This is a genomic window from Rhodococcus sp. 14-2483-1-2, assembly GCF_002259405.1.
In the GTDB taxonomy this organism is placed as follows: domain Bacteria; phylum Actinomycetota; class Actinomycetes; order Mycobacteriales; family Mycobacteriaceae; genus Rhodococcoides.
Genome location: NZ_NPFW01000004.1, coordinates 44036 through 62130, shown reverse-complemented (window position 1 = coordinate 62130; position 18095 = coordinate 44036). Strand labels below are relative to the sequence as shown.

The 18095-nt window shown below is 63.7% G+C and carries 23 protein-coding genes and 1 tRNA gene; 17 read left to right on the top strand and 7 right to left on the bottom strand.

The window, feature by feature from the left end; translation table 11 throughout:
* Positions 1-13: 13 nt before the first annotated feature.
* The 4 genes from mscL to CH295_RS02870 form a co-directional block, all read right to left on the bottom strand.
* Entirely contained in the window at positions 14-487 is a 474-nt protein-coding gene (gene mscL / locus CH295_RS02885; protein WP_037191966.1) for a large conductance mechanosensitive channel protein MscL, read from the bottom strand.
* Between the two features lie 43 nt (positions 488-530).
* Positions 531-1193 carry an SAF domain-containing protein gene (locus tag CH295_RS02880; protein ID WP_094739738.1) on the bottom strand — a complete coding sequence of 221 codons (663 nt, stop codon included), beginning with the start codon at positions 1191-1193 and terminating at the stop codon, positions 531-533.
* Between the two features lie 89 nt (positions 1194-1282).
* The gene (locus CH295_RS02875) at positions 1283-1627 is read right to left on the bottom strand and encodes an FmdB family zinc ribbon protein (RefSeq protein ID WP_037192233.1); all 345 of its coding nucleotides are present in this window, start codon (positions 1625-1627) and stop codon (positions 1283-1285) included.
* A 153-nt stretch (positions 1628-1780) separates the two neighbouring features.
* A complete protein-coding gene (locus CH295_RS02870) occupies positions 1781-2377 on the bottom strand; it encodes a 5-formyltetrahydrofolate cyclo-ligase (RefSeq protein ID WP_094633120.1) in 597 nt (198 codons plus the stop codon).
* A gap of 107 nt (positions 2378-2484) precedes the next feature.
* On the opposite strand from CH295_RS02870, the gene CH295_RS02865 reads away from it, so the two are divergent.
* From CH295_RS02865 to CH295_RS02810, 13 genes are all read left to right on the top strand, one after another.
* A complete protein-coding gene (locus CH295_RS02865; protein WP_037192236.1) occupies positions 2485-3438 on the top strand; it encodes a UTP--glucose-1-phosphate uridylyltransferase in 954 nt (317 codons plus the stop codon).
* Positions 3439-3471: 33 nt separating this feature from the next.
* Positions 3472-4731, top strand: coding sequence for a molybdotransferase-like divisome protein Glp (glp, locus tag CH295_RS02860; RefSeq protein WP_032395737.1), 1260 nt, complete (start codon positions 3472-3474; stop codon positions 4729-4731).
* A 72-nt stretch (positions 4732-4803) separates the two neighbouring features.
* Positions 4804-5451 (top strand): GNAT family N-acetyltransferase, encoded by a 648-nt coding sequence (locus CH295_RS02855; RefSeq protein WP_037191969.1) that lies wholly within the window; start codon positions 4804-4806, stop codon positions 5449-5451.
* Between the two features lie 150 nt (positions 5452-5601).
* The gene (sepX, locus tag CH295_RS02850) at positions 5602-6471 is read left to right on the top strand and encodes a divisome protein SepX/GlpR (RefSeq protein ID WP_037191973.1); all 870 of its coding nucleotides are present in this window, start codon (positions 5602-5604) and stop codon (positions 6469-6471) included.
* A 55-nt stretch (positions 6472-6526) separates the two neighbouring features.
* Positions 6527-6599, top strand: a tRNA-Ala gene (locus CH295_RS02845).
* A gap of 351 nt (positions 6600-6950) precedes the next feature.
* Positions 6951-7793 (top strand): glycosyltransferase family 2 protein, encoded by an 843-nt coding sequence (locus CH295_RS02840; protein ID WP_094739737.1) that lies wholly within the window; start codon positions 6951-6953, stop codon positions 7791-7793.
* Positions 7790-8434 carry an acyltransferase gene (locus tag CH295_RS02835; protein WP_252341883.1) on the top strand — a complete coding sequence of 215 codons (645 nt, stop codon included), beginning with the start codon at positions 7790-7792 and terminating at the stop codon, positions 8432-8434. Before CH295_RS02840 ends, CH295_RS02835 begins: the two co-directional genes overlap by 4 nt.
* Positions 8435-8600: 166 nt before the next feature.
* Positions 8601-9464 carry a glycosyltransferase family 2 protein gene (locus tag CH295_RS02830; protein ID WP_141216939.1) on the top strand — a complete coding sequence of 288 codons (864 nt, stop codon included), beginning with the start codon at positions 8601-8603 and terminating at the stop codon, positions 9462-9464.
* 384 nt (positions 9465-9848) lie between these two features.
* Positions 9849-10301, top strand: a complete 453-nt coding sequence (locus tag CH295_RS02825) for a GyrI-like domain-containing protein (RefSeq protein WP_037191977.1) — start codon at positions 9849-9851, stop codon at positions 10299-10301.
* A complete protein-coding gene (locus CH295_RS02820; RefSeq protein WP_094739802.1) occupies positions 10301-10735 on the top strand; it encodes an effector binding domain-containing protein in 435 nt (144 codons plus the stop codon). The genes CH295_RS02825 and CH295_RS02820 overlap by 1 nt, the downstream gene beginning before the upstream one ends.
* Before the next feature lie 189 nt (positions 10736-10924).
* The gene (locus CH295_RS02815) at positions 10925-11599 is read left to right on the top strand and encodes a ScbR family autoregulator-binding transcription factor (protein WP_037191979.1); all 675 of its coding nucleotides are present in this window, start codon (positions 10925-10927) and stop codon (positions 11597-11599) included.
* 58 nt (positions 11600-11657) lie between these two features.
* Positions 11658-11828: a hypothetical protein gene (locus CH295_RS27660; RefSeq protein ID WP_170945719.1), complete on the top strand. Its 171-nt coding sequence runs from the start codon at positions 11658-11660 to the stop codon at positions 11826-11828.
* A gap of 75 nt (positions 11829-11903) precedes the next feature.
* Positions 11904-12806, top strand: a complete 903-nt coding sequence (locus CH295_RS02810) for an SDR family oxidoreductase (RefSeq protein WP_037191981.1) — start codon at positions 11904-11906, stop codon at positions 12804-12806.
* Here the strand turns inward: CH295_RS02810 and soxR are convergent.
* Positions 12722-13222: a redox-sensitive transcriptional activator SoxR gene (gene soxR, locus CH295_RS02805; protein ID WP_082323715.1), complete on the bottom strand. Its 501-nt coding sequence runs from the start codon at positions 13220-13222 to the stop codon at positions 12722-12724. The genes CH295_RS02810 and soxR overlap by 85 nt on opposite strands.
* 64 nt (positions 13223-13286) lie before the next feature.
* Here soxR and CH295_RS02800 point away from each other — a divergent pair, with 64 nt between their 5' ends.
* Positions 13287-14525 carry an arginine deiminase gene (locus tag CH295_RS02800; protein ID WP_094633124.1) on the top strand — a complete coding sequence of 413 codons (1239 nt, stop codon included), beginning with the start codon at positions 13287-13289 and terminating at the stop codon, positions 14523-14525.
* 4 nt (positions 14526-14529) lie between these two features.
* Here the strand turns inward: CH295_RS02800 and arsC are convergent, their stop codons facing one another.
* On the bottom strand, positions 14530-14877 hold the full coding sequence (arsC, locus tag CH295_RS02795; RefSeq protein ID WP_037191985.1) for an arsenate reductase (glutaredoxin): 348 nt from the start codon (positions 14875-14877) through the stop codon (positions 14530-14532).
* A 64-nt stretch (positions 14878-14941) separates the two neighbouring features.
* Here arsC and CH295_RS02790 point away from each other — a divergent pair, with 64 nt between their 5' ends.
* The 3 genes from CH295_RS02790 to CH295_RS02780 all read left to right on the top strand — a co-directional run bounded on the left by CH295_RS02790 (position 14942) and on the right by CH295_RS02780 (position 16478).
* The gene (locus CH295_RS02790) at positions 14942-15610 is read left to right on the top strand and encodes an SDR family oxidoreductase (RefSeq protein ID WP_094739735.1); all 669 of its coding nucleotides are present in this window, start codon (positions 14942-14944) and stop codon (positions 15608-15610) included.
* A gap of 10 nt (positions 15611-15620) precedes the next feature.
* A complete protein-coding gene (locus tag CH295_RS02785) occupies positions 15621-15989 on the top strand; it encodes a GntR family transcriptional regulator (RefSeq protein ID WP_037191990.1) in 369 nt (122 codons plus the stop codon).
* Between the two features lie 66 nt (positions 15990-16055).
* Positions 16056-16478, top strand: coding sequence for a DoxX family protein (locus CH295_RS02780; protein WP_094739734.1), 423 nt, complete (start codon positions 16056-16058; stop codon positions 16476-16478).
* A gap of 37 nt (positions 16479-16515) precedes the next feature.
* Here CH295_RS02780 and CH295_RS02775 read toward each other — a convergent pair whose 3' ends face one another.
* Positions 16516-18027 carry a dolichyl-phosphate-mannose--protein mannosyltransferase gene (locus CH295_RS02775; RefSeq protein ID WP_094633224.1) on the bottom strand — a complete coding sequence of 504 codons (1512 nt, stop codon included), beginning with the start codon at positions 18025-18027 and terminating at the stop codon, positions 16516-16518.
* Between the last annotated feature and the right edge of the window lie 68 nt (positions 18028-18095).

The window sequence follows — 18095 nt, the reverse complement described above, 5'->3', positions numbered from 1 at the left end:
AGGCAGGCCGGTGTCAGTCCTTGGAATGCTTACCGAGATCCGGGGCTGCGTCCATTGCCTCGCCGCTACCGCCCGTGGTGTCGGCTGCGGTCGAAAGCTTCTGTCCGGCCGCGGTTCCCCCCGCGAGGATGTCGCGAATCTGTACCAGCACGTCGACGTCGCTCAGTTCCTTCTCCGGCTGGCTCACGAAGCGCTTCTTCGCGGTGTTCACCGGGAGAATGAGTACGAAGTAGACGACCGCCGCGATGATGACGAAATTGATGATCGCGGTGATGACTGCGCCGACGTTGACGAACGATTCCGGCGACGACGTGATCTGAAACCCGAATCCGTATTCGTTGCTGCCACCGAGGGCAGCGACGAGGGGATTGATGACGTTCGTCGTGAATGCGGTGACGATCGCCGTGAATGCCGCGCCGACGACCACGGCAACTGCGAGGTCCACGACATTGCCGCGCAGTAGAAAGTCCTTGAAGCCCTTCAGCATGAGCCCTTCTCCCAACGTTCGGTTTGTTCTGTCTCGAGAAACGTTAGTGCAGGGTGACCGTGAGCGCGCTGACCAACGAGGCGGCTGCCACTGTCGTCGCGTCGTTCGTCGGTAGAGCCAGTAGTGCGACGCGGTCGCGCTGCCGATTGCCACCGGCGTCGGCGGACACGAGCACGACCATCGCTCCCGACGCCAGCACCCGCGCTGCGGGCACCGCGTTCGGGTCCTCCTGAGACTCGACCGTCAACACGTCGACGCGGTCGCCTTCCCTCAGCAGGTCGGTCACCGCGGCGTCGGCGAGATGCACCGGTACGACGCGTGCCTCGGTCCCCAGAGCCGTCGTGGCGGTCCGAGATCCGAGTAGCCGTACGTCGGTGAGCAATTCGCCCGCTCGGACGGGGCCGGTCAGTGTCTGGCCCTCCACGGCGTCGGATTCGACGAGTGCGCCCTCGGGGACGTTCGCCCGGTCCCATTCGGCAACCACGACGTCGGCCGGCGTCAGTACGGTGCCGGGTGTCAGATCGCGTCCGGCGGTGATCACCCGGACTCGGTCGTCGCCGGCAGCGTCGTCGAGGAACAGCACCAGTGCGACCGCGACCAGCACGCCGGCCGCGATCCGTCTGAATGTGGTGGATCCGACCCACGCCGGACGCAGGGTGATGCGATCGAGCAGCGTCGAGTCGAGTCGATTCTTGCCGGCAGCCATGGCGAAAACGCTATCGGTGGCCGTGCCGGTTCGGGCACCGAAAAGGCCGGGCTGTGGATAACGGCCCGGCCTGTGGATGAAGCTGAAAGCTACTGGCTGGCAGCAGCTTTCGTGGTGGACGACGACGAGGTACTGCTCGACGACGACGAATCCGAGGACTTCTTCTCGGCGGGCTTCGAGTCGGTCTTGCTGTCCGATTTCGCGGCAGCAGCATCGGACTTCTTCTCGCTCGCGCCTTCGCTGGCGGTACCCGAGCCACCCCGGCTGTCGGTGCGGTAGAAGCCACTGCCCTTGAAGACGATGCCGACGGAGTTGAACAGCTTGCGAAGCTTGCCCGAGCACGCGGGGCACACCGTCAGTGTGTCGTCGGTGAAGGACTGAACGATGTCGAAGCGGTTGTCGCACTCGGTGCATGCGTATGAGTAAGTGGGCATCGTGTTTCCTCCGCGCTGGTCACCGAGGAAATTCGCCGCTCTGCTGGCCGAGGCCGAACACCGCCGGTGTCTTGTCTGTTCGTCGAAACTGTCGAAACTGGGGAGAGCATTAGCACTCTACAGTCAGGAGTGCCAACGAATCGAATCCTAGCGTTATTCCGTACCCAAGCGTACGAGCCCGCCGCCCGCGGTGAGAACGTGCGTCACCCGTCGGTCGTGCGGCTCGGCAGGTAGACGATCGACCACTTCGCTCTCGCGCACCACCGCGACCAGCACGGCGTCGGGTCTGCACAGGTCGAGGGTGCGGTCGTAGAAGCCCGCGCCTCGGCCCAACCTGGTTCCGCTCCGGTCCACGGCCAGCGCCGGGATCAGCACCAGAGTGCACGCGGACACCGCCTCGGGATCGAGCGTCGGTCCCGATGGTTCCAACAAACCGAACGGGGCCGTCACCAACGATTCGCGTCCGTCGTACCGAGCCCAGCGCAACGGACCGGGCTCGTGCGCACTCGGAAGCAGCACGGTCGACCCGGCCGCCGCCATCGCGTCGAGCATCTCGATGGAACCGGGCTCCCGGCCGACGGGAACGTATGCCGCCACGACCGGGTGTTCGGCCGCCAATTCGCCGAGGACGTGACAGAGTGCAGAGGATTCCATTGCGCGTTGCGCACCGTCGAGCAGTCGGCGTTCGGCGAGAACATGCTTTCGCCATCGATCCTTGGACGTGTTCTCCGTGAATTCGGGAACGCTCACAACGATTCGTCCTCCCTTCCTGTGCCGTCGTTCAACGATATGCACTCGGGGGTAAAACGCAGCACACGGCGAGCAGATCACCAGAAACCATGGATAGGGTGAGCACCATGACAGAAGCCGTTACAGCGACGACCGCCGCCACGCCCGTGCACTTCCGCACGGCCATCGTTCCCGCAGCGGGCATGGGTACCCGGTTCCTGCCGGCCACGAAAACCGTTCCGAAAGAACTGCTTCCGGTGGTCGACACTCCCGGTATCGAGCTCGTCGCAGGCGAAGCCGCAGATTCCGGCGCGCAGCGACTCGTGATCGTCACGTCCCCGGGCAAGGACGGCGTCGTCGCCCACTTCGTCGAGGACCTCGTCCTCGAGAACAAGCTCGAAGCCAGCGGCAAGCTGGAGATGCTCGAGAAGGTGCGGGTCGCCCCCGGTCTGCTCGACGTCCAGTCGGTCATTCAGCACGAGCCGCTCGGACTCGGGCATGCCGTCGCCTGCGCCGAGGAAGTCCTCGACGACGACGAGGATTCCGTTGCCGTTCTGCTCCCCGACGATCTGGTGATGCCCCGCGGTGTGCTCGACGTCATGGCCCGCGTGCGCGCCAAGCGCGGTGGCTCGGTGTTGTGCGCCATCGAGGTCCCCGACGACAAGGTCTCCTCCTACGGCGTCTTCTCCGTCGAGATCGTGCCCGACGCGGTCAACCCGAACGTCCTCAAGGTCACCGGTATGGTCGAAAAGCCCAAGCAGGAGGACGCCCCGTCCAACCTGGCTGCGGCGGGCCGCTACCTGCTCGACCGCGCGATATTCGACGCTCTGCGACGGATCAAGCCAGGTGCAGGCGGTGAGCTTCAGCTCACCGACGCCATTGCGTTGCTCATCGAAGAAGGCCATCCCGTGCACGTGGTGGTGCACCGCGGATCGAGACACGACCTCGGAAATCCCGGGGGATACCTGCGCGCTGCGGTTGACTTTGCTCTACAACGTGACGACTACGGCCCAGCGCTGCGCGAATGGCTGAACGAACGCTTGAGCGACAGCTGGGCGCCGGAACTGACCACGTACGAATAGCATCGCGGGTCGATGCCATAGAGGAAGGGCCAGATGCGCTCGGTCGAAGATCAGCAGACCAGGGTGACCGCCGCGGCGGTGGCTCCACGGCCTGTTCGGGTCGCCATCTCGGAAGCACAGGGCCTGCTGTGTGCAGAGGAAGTGGTCACCGAGCGTCCCCTTCCCGGTTTCGACCAGGCAGCGATCGACGGCTACGCGGTACGGAGCGTCGATGTGGCGGCCGCGGGCACCGACCTGCGCAACGAGGACGACGAACGCATCGATCTGACGCTTCCCGTCGTCGGCGAGGTGTCCGCCGGGTCGCGTCAACCCATCCGGCTGCAACCGCGTCAGGCAGTGCGAGTCGACACCGGCGCGCCGCTGCCCACGCTGGCCGACGCGGTGTTGCCGCTGGATCGAACGGACAGCGGTCGCGCCCGCGTCAAAGTGTTCCGTCCGGTGCGCTCGGGCGACTACGTCCGAAAGATCGGCGACGACGTGCAGCCCGGTGACGTGGCGGTTCGCGCAGGCACGATCATCGGCGCAGCTCAGGTCGGACTGCTCGCAGCCGTCGGGCGCGACAAGGTGCTGGTGCATCCGCGGCCGCGGCTGTCGGTGATCTCCGTGGGCGGCGAATTGGTCGACACCGACCGGACCCCGGGGCCCGGTCAGGTGTACGACGTCAACTCCTATGCGCTGGCCGCCGCAGCACGCGACGCCGGAGCCGACGTCAACCGCGTCGGGATCGTCAGCACCGATCCCAAGCGACTGCGCGAGGTGGTCGAGGGTCAGCTCATTCGATCCGAGATCGTGGTCATCGCCGGAGCAGTGGGCGGCGGCGCATCTGACGGTGTGCGTGAGGCGCTCGGCGAACTCGGTGACATGGAAGTGGAGCGAGTTGCCATGCACCCCGGATCCGTCCAGGGCTTCGGTCAACTCGGACGCGACGAAGTACCCACCTTTCTGTTGCCGGCCAACCCCGTCAGCGCGCTCGTGGTGTTCGAGGTCATGGTGCGTCCGCTGATTCGTATCGCTCTGGGCCGACGGCAGCCGATGCGGCGGACCGTCACCGCACGAACCGTCGCGCCGATCACCTCGATCGAGGACCGCAAGGGATTCCTTCGCGGCCAGCTCATGCGCGACGAGGGAACAGGCGAATATCTGGTTCAGGCGCTCGGCGGCGCACCCGGATCGTCCTCGCATCTGCTCGCGACACTCGCCGAGGCGAACTGCCTGGTCGTCATCGATCCCGAGGTCACCGAAATCCGAACCGGCGAAGAAGTGAAGGTCTCGTTCCTCGCGCAACGAGGCTGACACCAGTGGCACGTTCGAGTGCCGCGGAGGGCGCATAACCACGCCACTGCGCGTAGCGCATAACATCGACGGATGCCGCGAACGTGGTCGAGCCACCCAGGTTGGCCGGCGAAATTGGGTCCAGTGAGAGTGGCCGGCGGAACCGTCACCGTGCGGCCGGTACGGATGCGCGACGCGGCCGCCTGGAGTCGGATCCGCACAGCGGATCGCGCCCACCTCGAACCGTGGGAACCCAGCGGGGAAGGCAGCTGGAACTCACGCCATCACATCTCCTCGTGGCCGAGCCTGTGCTCGGGGCTCAAGTCCGAGGCCCGCAAGGGACACATGCTGCCGTTGGTGATCGAGGTCGACGGCGAATTCTGTGGTCAGATCACCACCGGCAACATCGTGCGGGGAGCACTCCGATCGGCGTGGATCGGGTACTGGGTGTCCAAAGAGGTCAACGGCAAGGGTGTGGCGACCGCGGCTCTGGCACTCGGGCTCGACCACTGCTTCGGTCCCGTCGGACTCCATCGTGTCGAAGCGACGGTGCGACCGGAGAACCTTGCGAGTCAGGCAGTTCTGCGCAACGTCGGTTTTCGCGAAGAAGGACTGCTCTACAAGTACCTGGACGTCGACGGCGAATGGCGCGATCACAAGCTCGTCGCGATCACCTCGGGTGAGGTGCAGGGAACCGTCGTCGATCGGTTGGTTCGCGCGGGTCGGGCTGCGTGGGCCTGATTTCCGCTGCTTCGGCACGGGCACTCGTGTTGTCAAAGTGACAGGAGTGTAATTCGGGTCGGCGCGTCTGCATGGTTCTCGTTCGTCTTCCGCATAGCCTGAGAACGTCTTTCACTGTCGCCGTCGCCGAAAGGGAGGAGAACAACGCCGATGCCGAACTCGATCATCTGGATCGGTCTCGTGGCCGTCTGGCTCTTCGTTCTTCTGCCCATGCTGATGACCAAGCGTCCGCAGATCATGCAGACGACGGACGCTGCGCTCGCCACACGCGTGCTGCATCGGGGTGGCACGAAGCGAAAGCAGCGCGGCCCCGCGACCGGCCACCGCAGTGATCCCGACTGGCGACCGGAGGACGACCTGAGAGTCTCCGCGCCGGCTCGCGAGATCTTCGGCCCCACGATTGCGACTGTTCGTCCAGACTCACCCGATCTACCCGGTACCGCGGAGGACCCGATGGACACTCACGCAGCAGACAGCGACCTCGATCGCGAGGCACCGGACACGGATGCACCGCGTGGAAGTTCGCCCGCGCACGAACCCGGTGTCGTCGACGACGATTTCGTTCCTCGCCGACGCGGTCGCGGCGGCTTCGATCCCGAGGCCGACGCGATTGCCCGGGCCGCGCGCTACGCATTTCGGCAGCGCGCAGTTCTCGGGCTCGTGTTCGCGGCGATCACCACCGCGGCCCTGGCCTTCATCGTCTCCCCGACGATCTGGTGGCTGTGTGGACTGTCCGTCGCCGTCCTCGCCGGTTACCTGTACTACCTGCGTCGTCAGGTGCAGATCGAGGAAGAGGTGCGCAGGCGTCGGCTCACCCGGATGGGCCGATCCCGCCTCGGCGTCGAGTCGGAAACCGACGACGAGCTCGAGCTCGTCCCGCAACGTCTGCGTCGCCCCGGCGCGGTGGTACTCGAGATCGACGACGAGGATCCCGAATTCGAGCATCTCGATCACTACGAGGAGCCGTTCCAGGCACGTCGTGACGAGGACCGGGACATGCGCAGAGCCCAGGGCGCGTAGACAACGCCGGAAACGGCTTTGCTAGAGTTACCCAGCCGGTCGGCACGACGGCAAAGGGGCTGTGGCGCAGTTGGTAGCGCGTCTCGTTCGCATCGAGAAGGTCAGGGGTTCGATTCCCCTCAGCTCCACCCACACGAAGACCGTCACTCACCCGAGTGGCGGTTTTTTCGTTGTCCGGCAACGGCGGGACGAGTGCGACCGCGAAGTGAATTCTGAATGCATTTGTATCGACCGAACTAGGTGGTCGGTTCGGGATTCGATTCCAGAAGACTCGACTCGATAAACCCCGATTGCAGAATTGCCGCGCGAAACCTTCTATTCGATTGCTTGAAGCGGCGCGACCCGACTTGCAGAATCTTTCAGGGCGGTGAGCTGCGGATATGCAATGGGGACATCTTTAGGCAATTACCGGAACATGTCGTAGGTTCGAAGCCGTTGCTGTGCAGAATTGAAATGTCGAAATTTGTCAGGGGATCGAAATGAACACTCTCAGTGTGGTAATTCCGGTACTCGATGAGGTCGACCATCTGGGCGAATGCTTGACGCTGCTGCTCGATCAGGGCGACGCTATCGACAGCATCGTCGTCGTGGACAACGGGTCGACCGACGGCACGCTCGAGCTGGTGAACAACATTCGCGCGGTGACGAACAAGGTCGTGTTGGTGCACGAGCCCAATCGCGGCGTGGTCCATGCTCGCAACACCGGATTCGACCTGGTGGACTCGTCGATCATCGGTCGAATCGACGCCGATACTCGTGTTCGACCCGGGTGGGCGCGCTCGATCGTCGATTTCTTCGACGAGCATTCCTCCGTCGCCGCTACCGGCGGCCGAACGTTCCTGTACGAATCCCCCTGGGCTCGACCGCTCGCGTGGATGCACTCGCGCGCCGAACGACGTGAGCCGTCGGTGCGCTCGGCCCTCGCGGTATCGGGCAACAACTTCGCGATCCGCGCATCCGCCTGGCGTGCGGTTCGCGGTGCGGTCAGTGAGCGAACCTGCGTGCACGAAGACATCGACCTGTGCCTGTGCCTGGCCGCCGAGCGTCTGCCTGTTGCTCAGAACGGGTGGATGAAGGCCGCGGTATCCGGTCGGCGCGCGACGACATCGCCGGCGAAGTACGTCCACTATGCGTTGGCGGGCTACCGCTCGTACAAGGCGCACGGTCTCGCGTCGCGCAAGCTCGGTCGCATCGTGGCCATGGACTGGCTGATGCACACACTGCGGTGGCCGATCTCACGACTGTTCGCAGCAGTACCGTGCCGGGCATTGCCGGTCGACGATCGAGCCGAGTCCGACGAACGGATGCGAGCCGCCGCGTGACGGCCGGCGCGCGTGTCCGCGACTGGATGCGTAGCCCGTCGGACGTCCGCTGGGCCCTGGCTCAGATGCGTCAGGCGACCTTCGTCTCGTTGGCAAATGTGCCGTTCCTGCCTGCTGTGCTGCGCGCATCGGTCATGCGGCCCGCCGGGGTGCGGACAACCGGTCCGTGCCTGATGTACGGCGGCTCGATGATTCAAGGACAGGCATCGGTTCGGTTGGGCACCGGCGTGTTCGTGAACTTCGGCTGCTACTTCGACACCGTTGCCGACATCGTGATCGGTGATCATGTCTTCATCGCGGATCACGTTCGCATTCTCACCAGTACTCACGAGACCGGGCCGTCGGGTCACCGCGCAGGCGCATTGCGGGGAGAGTCGGTGGTGATCGGTCCGGGAGCGTGGATCGGGTCCGGCGTCGTCGTGATGCCGGGCGTACACATCGGTGCCGGATGCATCATCGGGGCGAACTCGCTGGTGACGCGAGATTGTGAACCGGACGGTGTGTACGTCGGCTCTCCGGCGCGTCGTCGCCGAGAGTTGAACGACCTTCCCGCAGCGGAGCAATGGATCGGGGACAACGCCGATTTTCGCGATTGGGAGGCAATGCAAAGATTGATACTTCCGCCGAATTCTGAATTCTGATCCATAAAGTCCGAATAATTCGACGGGTTCTTTTCTTGAAGTAATGATGTAGCATCGTCAACGTCAGCGGCTCGAAATCAAATGCGTTCACCGTGTGAGGAAATCGAGCTACACGATTGCCAAAAATGTGTCAGGGGTTGGCGTTGTGAATAGTCTTTCCATTGTTGTGCCTGCGTTCGACGAGTCGGCTCATATGCGCGAATGCCTGGATGCATTGCTCGTTCAGCGCGAACGCATTCGCGAAATCATTGTCGTCGACAACAATTCGACCGACGACACCGCGGCCATCGTCGCAGAATACGCGCGGCGATTTCCGCAGGTGGTTCTGCTGCGGGAGTCCGAGCGCGGCGTCGTACACGCACGTAACACCGGTTTCGATCACGCTTCCGGGTCGATCATCGGCCGCATCGACGCCGATACCCGGGTCGAGGCCGGCTGGGTCGACTCGGTACTCGACTTCTTCGATCGCCGACTCGACTACGTCGCAGTCACCGGGCCGATCTACCTCTACGACTCCCCGTGGGCACGACCGTACCGGGCGTTCGTCGACCGTTCCGTCCGTAACAGGCCTTCCGAGCAGTGGGTTTCTGCCGCATCGGGCAACAATTTCGCGATCCGCAGATCTGCGTGGGAAGCCGTTCGCGGTCGTACGAGCCTGCGTACCGACCTGCACGAGGACATCGATCTGTCGCTGTGCCTGAACAAGGGAGGTCTGCGGATCGCGCAGATCGAGCCGATGCGCGTGAAGGTGTCCGGACGCAGGCTGCTGACGCCACCGCTCGAGTACCGGCACTACGTCCAGAGCTCGTATCGCACGTGGGCCCATCATGGGCTGGCCAATGGTTGGTTGCGCAGATTGCTGATTTCGGACCTGATTCTGCACACGGCGCATTGGCCACTGACACGAATTCTGTCCTCATGCGAATCTCGAATTCTCCCGGTCTCGCATTCCGAAGTTGGCGCTACATCTGTGGGCGATCTGTCAAGCATTCGCGACGAGAGTTATGCTGCCGCGGCGCGCGGAAAATAAATTCATCGACAATTCTCCCGTTCCTACCTCGGGGAATGCGGGGTCACGGAAACGGGTCGTTCGCGGGATCGATGGTCCGTACCGGTTTTCGGGTGTCGCGTATTCGACAAGTGCAGGCACGGGACGAGTTATCGGTGCTGAAATCGAACGTGCACGGTAGGACGTACGACGCGGTAGGCCGGTCGAGGGGCTCCGACGCCACCTCGTGATCTCGGGAAGAGGAACCGTCGGCGGCGGCTGTTGCGGGGATCGAAACGGGTGCGAAGTATGGTTGACCGATTGACGGTCCACCCACCAGTCGCGCCGGTAGATTGACGGGCGATATTGTGAACGGGCCGGTTCCGAACACAGGATCTGCCCCTGCAACTTCTCTACGGAGTGTGAATGTCGTTCGAGATCGTCGACCTCGCTGAAACGTGGGTCGCGGGTCTTCCCGTTCGCAGCCCCAAACGGGCGCTGGGACGCCTCAACGACCCGGCACTCGATCAAGCGTGGTCCGCGGTTCTCAATCAGGAGACCTCCGGTCCGCTCGCTTCCATTTACACCGACTTCGCCCCCGGTATCGGCTCGTACAATACGCAGGTAGTCGGTTATCTGTGTACTTCGCTCGGTCAAGTTGCGCGCGGACATCTGGTCGCGAAAGTGCCCGCGGCGAAATATGCGCGTTTTTCTGCGGTGGGCTATTTCCCCGAGGTTCTCACCCGATTGTGGACTCAGATCGATCATGCCGAAGAGCAGGGCGATATCGTGCGATCGTTCACCGGCGATTACGAGTGCTATCCGCACGCGTACAAGATCGACCTCTATCTGGCGATCACAGCGCCCGGCGGTTCGTGATGACCTTCCGCGTCACGGCACGCAGCGCAGAGCTGTTCAGTGGGTTGGTGGCTCCGCGCGTGGAGCCCGGCGCGGAATCGAGCGGCAGCGAATGGATGCGTTTTCTGCGAGACCGGGTGCGCGAGAAGCATACCGACGCAACCCAGGTGAGCACGGTGTACGTCCCGGATCCGCACGGCACGGTCAATGCGGTTGTCGCGGTCTCGGTGGACTCGCCCGGTGACGTCGCCGTCGGGGATGTGTTCGTCTCGGTACCGACCGGCGTGTTCGCAGTGTTCGTGCCCAGCGGCACTCTGGCGGATCCGATCGAGGACGTGTGGGCTCAGGTCGACGAGTGCGTTATGTCCGGATCGATATTTCGCGCCTACAAAGAGGAAGTCGAAGTCGTTACGAATACTGGAGAAGTGGAACTTTTCATTTCAATCGTTTTGTAATCGAGCCCTTCTTCATGTAATTGTCACTTTCGAATCACAAAGTCGCCACCGAACCGGTTACTATAGGCGAGCGCTGACAGTCCGATATGGCGAAGTGAATTCGATGTTCACCTCGATCGGCCGACGGATGGCCAGCGCGTACAGAGCGTCGATGTCATGGCAAGGTCGACAGAGCAGGGGTGTTCCAACATGGTGAGACAACTCAGGGCAGAAGCCACACGAGCGGCCGCACTGCGCGCTGCAGCAGATCTCTTTCTCGAGGTGGGGCACGCAAATGCCACGCTGAGTCAGGTGTCAGCGCAGTCCGGTGTGACCAAGGGTGCGCTGTACTTCCATTTCGCGTCCAAGGAAGAGCTGGCCCGTGCGATCGTCGACGAGGGTCACGAGCGCGTGTCCACTGCATGCGCCGGCTTGGTCGACAGTCGCAGCCCGGCCCTCGAGTCCGTCATCGGAATCTCGTATTCGGTACTCGAACTGGCGGCATCGGACCCCCTGGTTCGCGTCATGTACCGGTTGCAGATGGAGATCGACGGATCCGACACCGCCCGCGGCAGCGTGTTCGGCACCTGGGGAAACATCTTCGAGCATCTCTTCGAGCGGGCCATCGAGCACGGTGACGTCGCCGACCATCTGGACGCGGGCAATGCGGCATTGCTGGTGTGCGAGATGCTCGCCGGAGTCCTGATGGTGTCCGAGGCTCAGTCGCGCCTCGAGGATGCCCCCTCACGCATGGAGAGGGTGTGGAACACCGTCCTACCCTCGCTGGTGCCCACCGACAAACTCGCTTACTTCCGTGAATTCGCGGCGCGGAGTCTGTCCAGTTTCGTACGCGAGAACATCACGTCGGGATCCGTCACCGTCTGAGGATGTCGTGATCTCGGTGTGCTTGCCGCACCCGAGTTTGCCGGGCACACTGTGTGACATGGAACACACTGTGCAGCAACCGCGGATGTCGGACAACGAGCTCCGGAAGGCGATCGGCACCCTGCAGCAGCGCGCGGACGACGCACGCAAACATGGAGCCGACGACGATGCTGCGCGCATCGAGCGCACCATCGCCGACTACCGAGACGAGATGTCGCAAAGATTGTGACGACCCTCCCGGTCGTCACCGCGTAGGGTCGAAATCGAACTGACACGTGGCAACCGCTGGGGGATACAAGCTTCGATGGCTACATACGATCTGCGCGGCAAGAAGACGTTGATCACTGGAGCAGGTAGCGGAATCGGCCGAGCAACGGCCATCGCTGCTGCGGGAGTGGGAGCCGAGCTCTTCCTCACCGATATCAACGGCACCGGTTTGGCCGAGACGGTGGACCTGGTCGGTCGCGCGGGCGGTACCGTCAGTCACTCGTTGGCCTTCGACGTGTCCGATTTCGAGGCCGTCACCGCATTCGCGGACGACATTCATGCCGAGTTCGGCAGCCTGGACGTCGTGATGAACGTCGCCGGTATCTCGGCGTGGGGAACCGTCGAGAATCTCGAGCACCGGCACTGGAAGTCGATGGTCGACGTCAACCTGATGGGGCCGATTCACATCATCGAGAAGTTCCTGCCGCCGATGATCGAGGCTGGACGCGGTGGCCATCTGGTCAACGTCTCGTCTGCCGCCGGATTGATCCCCCTGCCGTGGCACGCTGCCTACAGCGCCAGCAAGTACGGCTTGCGTGGAGTGTCCGAGGTGCTCAAGTACGACCTCAAGCGTCACGGAATCGGCGTCAGCCTGGTGGTGCCCGGTGGCGTCAAGACCGGACTGGTGCAGACACTGCAGATCGCCGGCGTCGATCGTGACGATCCGCGCGTGCAGAAGTTGCAACACCGTTTCGAGAAGCGTGCCGTCGAACCGTCGGTTGTCGCCGATGCCATTCTCGCCGGAATAGCCAAGCGCAAGTATCTCGTCTACTCCTCCAACGACATCAGATTCGGATACTGGGTCGCGAGAAAGTTCGCCCCGCCCTACGAGTTCGTACTGCAGAAGGCAAACGATCAGTTCTCCAAACTGCTCGAGCCGCGTCGAGTCGAGGGTTCGTCGAAATCGACGTCCAACGTGCGCGCACCCGGTCCCGAGTAGGACAGCTCGTCGTGCGGATTGGCCAGCGCACAGCCGGCCAGCGACAGACAACCGCAGCCGATGCACCCGGTCAAGTTGTCCCGAAGTCGGGTCAATTGCTCTATCCGAGAGTCGAGTTCGCGATGCCACTGCGTCGAGAGCCTGGCCCAGTCCTCGCGCGTCGGCGTCCGCTCGTCCGGTAGTTCGCTCAACGCCTGCCGGATGTTCGCCAGTGGGATCCCGACCTTCTGCGAGATCCGGATGAAGGCGACCCGTCGCAGAGTTTCGCGGTGGAATCTGCGCTGGTTACCCGAGGTTCGGCGGCTGCTGATCAGTCCCTGTTTCTCGTAGAAGTGCAGCGCCGAGACCGCAACTCCGCTGCGCTCGGACAGCTGGCCGGGGGTCAATTCGCGGACGTTCCACTCGGGCATCGGCACGACCTCGACAATACTTCAGGTCCTGATCCCAGCGGCGGCACACGAATGGGTTTACCGTTCGTTCATGAGTGTCGATGCGGCTGCGGGCCCATTGGGTGCGAACTCCGAGGTAGGGGTGCTGCGCACCGTCATGCTGCACCGGCCGGGGGACGAGCTTCGACGCCTCACGCCGCGAAACAACGACCAGCTGCTGTTCGACGGTTTGCCGTGGGTCGATCGAGCACAGGACGAGCACGACGCGTTCGCCGATCTCCTGCGTGGTCGTGGGGTCACGGTACTGCTCCTCGGCGATCTCCTCACCGAGGCCATGACGGTCAGCGGCGCAGCACGAATGCAGGGTATCTCCGCCGCCGTCGATGCCCGACGGCTCGGCCGGTCGCTCGCCGAGGACCTGGCCCAACATCTGCGGGGTGTGCCCGCGGCCGAGTTGGCGCAGATCCTGATGGCAGGCATGACATTCGACGAATTGCTCGAGGCGGAGACGGGGGAGCCGCAACCGATCGGGGCATCGCTGGTTCGGCGAATGCATCACGGTGGGGACTTCGTCATCGATCCGCTGCCGAACCTGTTGTTCACCCGCGACTCGTCGTTCTGGATAGACGATCGAGTGGCGATCACCTCGCTGGCTCTGCCTGCCCGAGTCCGGGAGACATCGCTGACCGATCTGATCTACGCATTCCATCCGATGTTCCGGGGCGTGCGGCGCGCCTACGAGTCGCGGACGGCTCCGGTCGAGGGTGGTGACGTGTTGCTGCTCGCCCCGGGTGTGGTGGCCGTAGGAGTGGGGGAGCGCACCACGCCCGCCGGTGCAGAAGCGTTGGCGCGCAGCCTGTTCGAGGACAACCTGGCGCACAGCGTGCTGGTGGTGCCGATCGCGCAGGAGCGCGCGTCGATGCACCTGGACACGGTGTGCACCATGGTGGACACCGACGCGGTGGTGATGTACCCGGCAATTCAGGACACGTTGTCCGCCTTCACCATTCACCGCGAGGACACAGGCGTCAGTATTCGCGGGGCCGACCCGTTTCTCGAGGCGGCCGCCGATGCGATGGGCATCGGCAAGCTGCGGTTGATCGATACCGGACTCGACCATGTCACCGCCGAGCGCGAACAATGGGACGACGGAAACAACACGCTGGCCATTGCGCCGGGAGTCGTCGTCGCGTACGAGCGCAACGTCGAAACGAATGCACGGCTCGAGGCGTCGGGCATCGAGGTGCTGCGGATCTCCGGATCGGAACTGGGCTCGGGGCGAGGCGGTCCCCGATGCATGTCGTGCCCGGTGTCGCGCGAGAGGTTGTAGCGCTCTAGAGGACCGTCTGCACCTTGTCGGCGGGGCGAGCGAGCACAGTGCCCTTGTCGGTCACCACGATCGGGCGCTCGATGAGAATCGGATGCTGGGCCATCGCCGCGATCAGTGTGTCGGCGTCCGCGCCTGCGAGTCCCAGTTCCTTGTAGATGCTCTCGCGAGTTCGAATGGCCTGACGCGGTTCGAGGCCGGCGTCGGCGAGAAGCGTGCGGAGTTCGTCCTCGGTGGGTGGCGTCTCCAGGTATCGGATCACCCGCGGCACCACCCCGGCTTCCTCGATCATCTTCAGCGCTGTGCGAGAGGTGTTGCACCGCGGATTGTGGTAGACGGTTGCCGAACGGGTCATGTTTGTAATCCTGCCACGCGGGTAGCCACCCCGACAGATTCACGCCAGGAACGGAGTAGTCGATATGACCGACAAGCGCATTGTCATCGCAGGTGGCCACGGCCAGATCGCCCAACATCTGACTCAGGTGCTCACAGCGCACGGAGATCGTGCGGTGTCGCTGATTCGTAACAGCGACCACGTCGATGCCGTCACCGCGCTGGGCGCGCTGCCGCAGGTGATCGATCTCGAATCGGCTTCGGTCGAGGAGGTGGCCGCAGTGCTGGCAGGTGCCGACGCGGTCGTGTTCGCGGCAGGTGCAGGGCCCAACAGTGGCCCCGAGCGAAAGGACACGGTCGATCGTGCAGGTGCCGTGCTGCTGGCCGATGCCGCCGAGAAAGCCGGTGTTCGCCGCTATGTCCTGATCAGCTCGTTCGGTGCCGGAGAGCCGGTCGCCGAGGACTTGGACGCCGGTTGGAAGGCCTACATCAAGGCCAAAACCGCTGCGGAAGAGGATGTTTCGGCTCGAAGCGGTCTGGACTGGACAATTCTGCGACCGGGCAAGCTGACGGATGACGATCCCACCGACTCGGTGTCCCTGACCGAGCCGCCGCTGGACTCGGGCGAGGTCACTCGCGCCGACGTGGCCGCCGTGATCGCTCGGTTGCTGGAAACCGATGCAGCAGTGGGCAAGACGCTGATGTTGACGTCCGGTCCGACGTCGATCGTCGACGCAGTCGACGCGCTCGGATAGGGCATCGACCGTGCGCGTACACATCGATTCGTCGAACACCACCCCGGTGTTCGAGCAACTGCGAATGCAGATTCTGGGCCTGGTGAGATCCGGCGATCTCATTGCCGGTACCAAGATTCCGACGGTCAGGGGTCTGGCCGAGGAACTCAAGATCGCGCCGAACACGGTGGCGAAGACCTACCGCGAACTCGAGCAGCAGGGGATCATCGAGACGAGGGGCCGATCCGGTTCGTTCGTCGCGTCGGGCGGCGATCCGTCACGCGACATCGCGGCTCGGGCGGCGACGGAGTTCGTCAGGACGGTCCGGTCCATCGGCCTGGACGACGACCAGGCTCGTTCGTTCCTCGAATCTGCCCTCAAAGGTGCGAGCGGTAGTTGAGTTGACGCTTCAACTTACTTCTGTCAGGGTTGGTCTGCCCGTATAGCCCTGTCAGAAGGATGTGTCATGAATTCCACCGTCGTCCGCGACGCCGTTGCCCTCGTAGCTCGAATCGGCCTGGGTATCGTTTTCATCGCCCACGGCTGGCAGAAGCTCAACACCTACGGACTCGACGGCACCGCCGCGAGCTTCGAGATGATGAACATCCCGCTGCCCACAGCGTCCGCCTACTTCGCCACGTTCGTCGAACTCGTCGGCGGCGGTGCGCTCGTACTGGGTATCTTCACTCCCATCGCCGGCCTGCTGTTGTTCTTGGACATGCTCGGTGCTGCCGTCTTCGTCCACTTCGAGAACGGCGTCTTCGCCACGGAGAACGGATACGAACTGGTCGTCGCTCTCGGCGTCGGCGCGCTGCTGCTCGCCGCATTCGGTGCCGGACGCATCAGCATCGACGGACTCACCAAGGGCAAGACGGCGCTGCTTGCTTAGGTCGTTCCGCAGGCTCCACTCCCGCTGTCGTGATCGCTCAGCGCCAGCTCGGCAGCCACAACTGTTGCTGCCACATCTGCGGCGTGATCGGCATAGCGGTCAGAATCGGCCATAGCCAGACGAAGTTGGCTATCACCACGGCGAGGTACAAGGACACCAGTAGTAGTCCGGTACCTCGCCGTTCGGCCGACGCGGTGGCTTTGCCGATGATGTCGCCCAGCACCAATGCGAAGCCCATCACCATGAACGGCGCGAGCGCCACCGCGTAGAAGTAGTACATCTGTCGGTCGAGTGTGGTGAACCAGGGCAGTAGCGCTGCGGAGTACGCGACGAGCACTGTTGCGTAACGCCAGTCGCGTCGGACGAACACCGACCAGATCACCCAGGCCAGCATCGGCAGTGCCAGCCACCACATCGCGGGCGTGCCGATCAGCATGATCGCCTTCACGCACGAGGACGCCGAGCAGCCGGACACACTCTCGCCGTCGGCGAAGTAGTACAGCATCGGGCGCAGGCCCATCGGCCAGGTCCACGGCTTCGATTCCCAGGGGTGGCGGTTGCCGGCCGAATTGGTCAGGCCCTCATGGAATTGCAGCACGCTGCTGCTGTAGAACCACAGGGACCGCAGCGCGTCGGGCACGAACGAGAACGGACCGCCTGCGCCGACGCCACTGCCGACCTCGTGTCGATACACGCCGGTCTCGGAGGTGAACCACGCCCACCAGGTCATCAGATACACCGCGATCGGAACGATCACCAGCGCGTACAGCGCAGGACCGATGTCGCGCAACGCTGTTCCGCGCCACGGGCGTGCGACGCCGTAGGACCGCCGCGCCGCCACATCGAATGCCACACTGAGCAATCCGAAGAACGCGATGAAGTACAAACCCGACCACTTGGTGCCGCAGGCGAGACCCAGCATGACGCCGGCCCCGAATCTCCACCAGCGCACGCCCATTCGCGGCCCCAGCACACTGGCATCGATTCGACCTTCGGCCCGCACCCTCGACAGACGCCGTCGCATGTCGTCGCGGTCGACCACCAAGCAGCCCAGTGCAGCAGTGACGAAGAGAGCGAGAAAGATGTCCAGCATGCCTATTCGGCTGCTGACGAACGTCACGCCGTCGACGGTCAGCAGAATCCCTGCGATCGCACCGACGAGAGTCGATCGGGCGAGCCGTCGCACGATCCGAATGACCAGCAGTACCAACAGGGTTCCGGCCACGGCCGACGAGAAACGCCAACCCCACCCGTTGTAGCCGAACAACGCTTCCCCGACGGCGATCAACTGTTTGCCGACCGGCGGATGTACCACGAGGCCGTACGCTGGGTTGTCCTCGAGGCCGCCGCCGGTCAGTACCTGATACCCCTGCGGTGCGTAGTGCTTCTCGTCGAAGACCGGGGTTCCCGCGTCGGTGGGGTAACGCAACATCGTGAACCGAGTGATCGCGCAGATGACGGTGATGACGACGGTGACGATCCAACCGCGTCGGGCATCGGTGTCGTGGAACCAGTCGCGCGCGGCAACGGTGGGCCCGGGACTGACCATCGACCGGTCGCCGGAGCGCTCAGAGGTCGTCAAGGTCACGTACCGATCGTAGGCGTTGATCGGCAGTG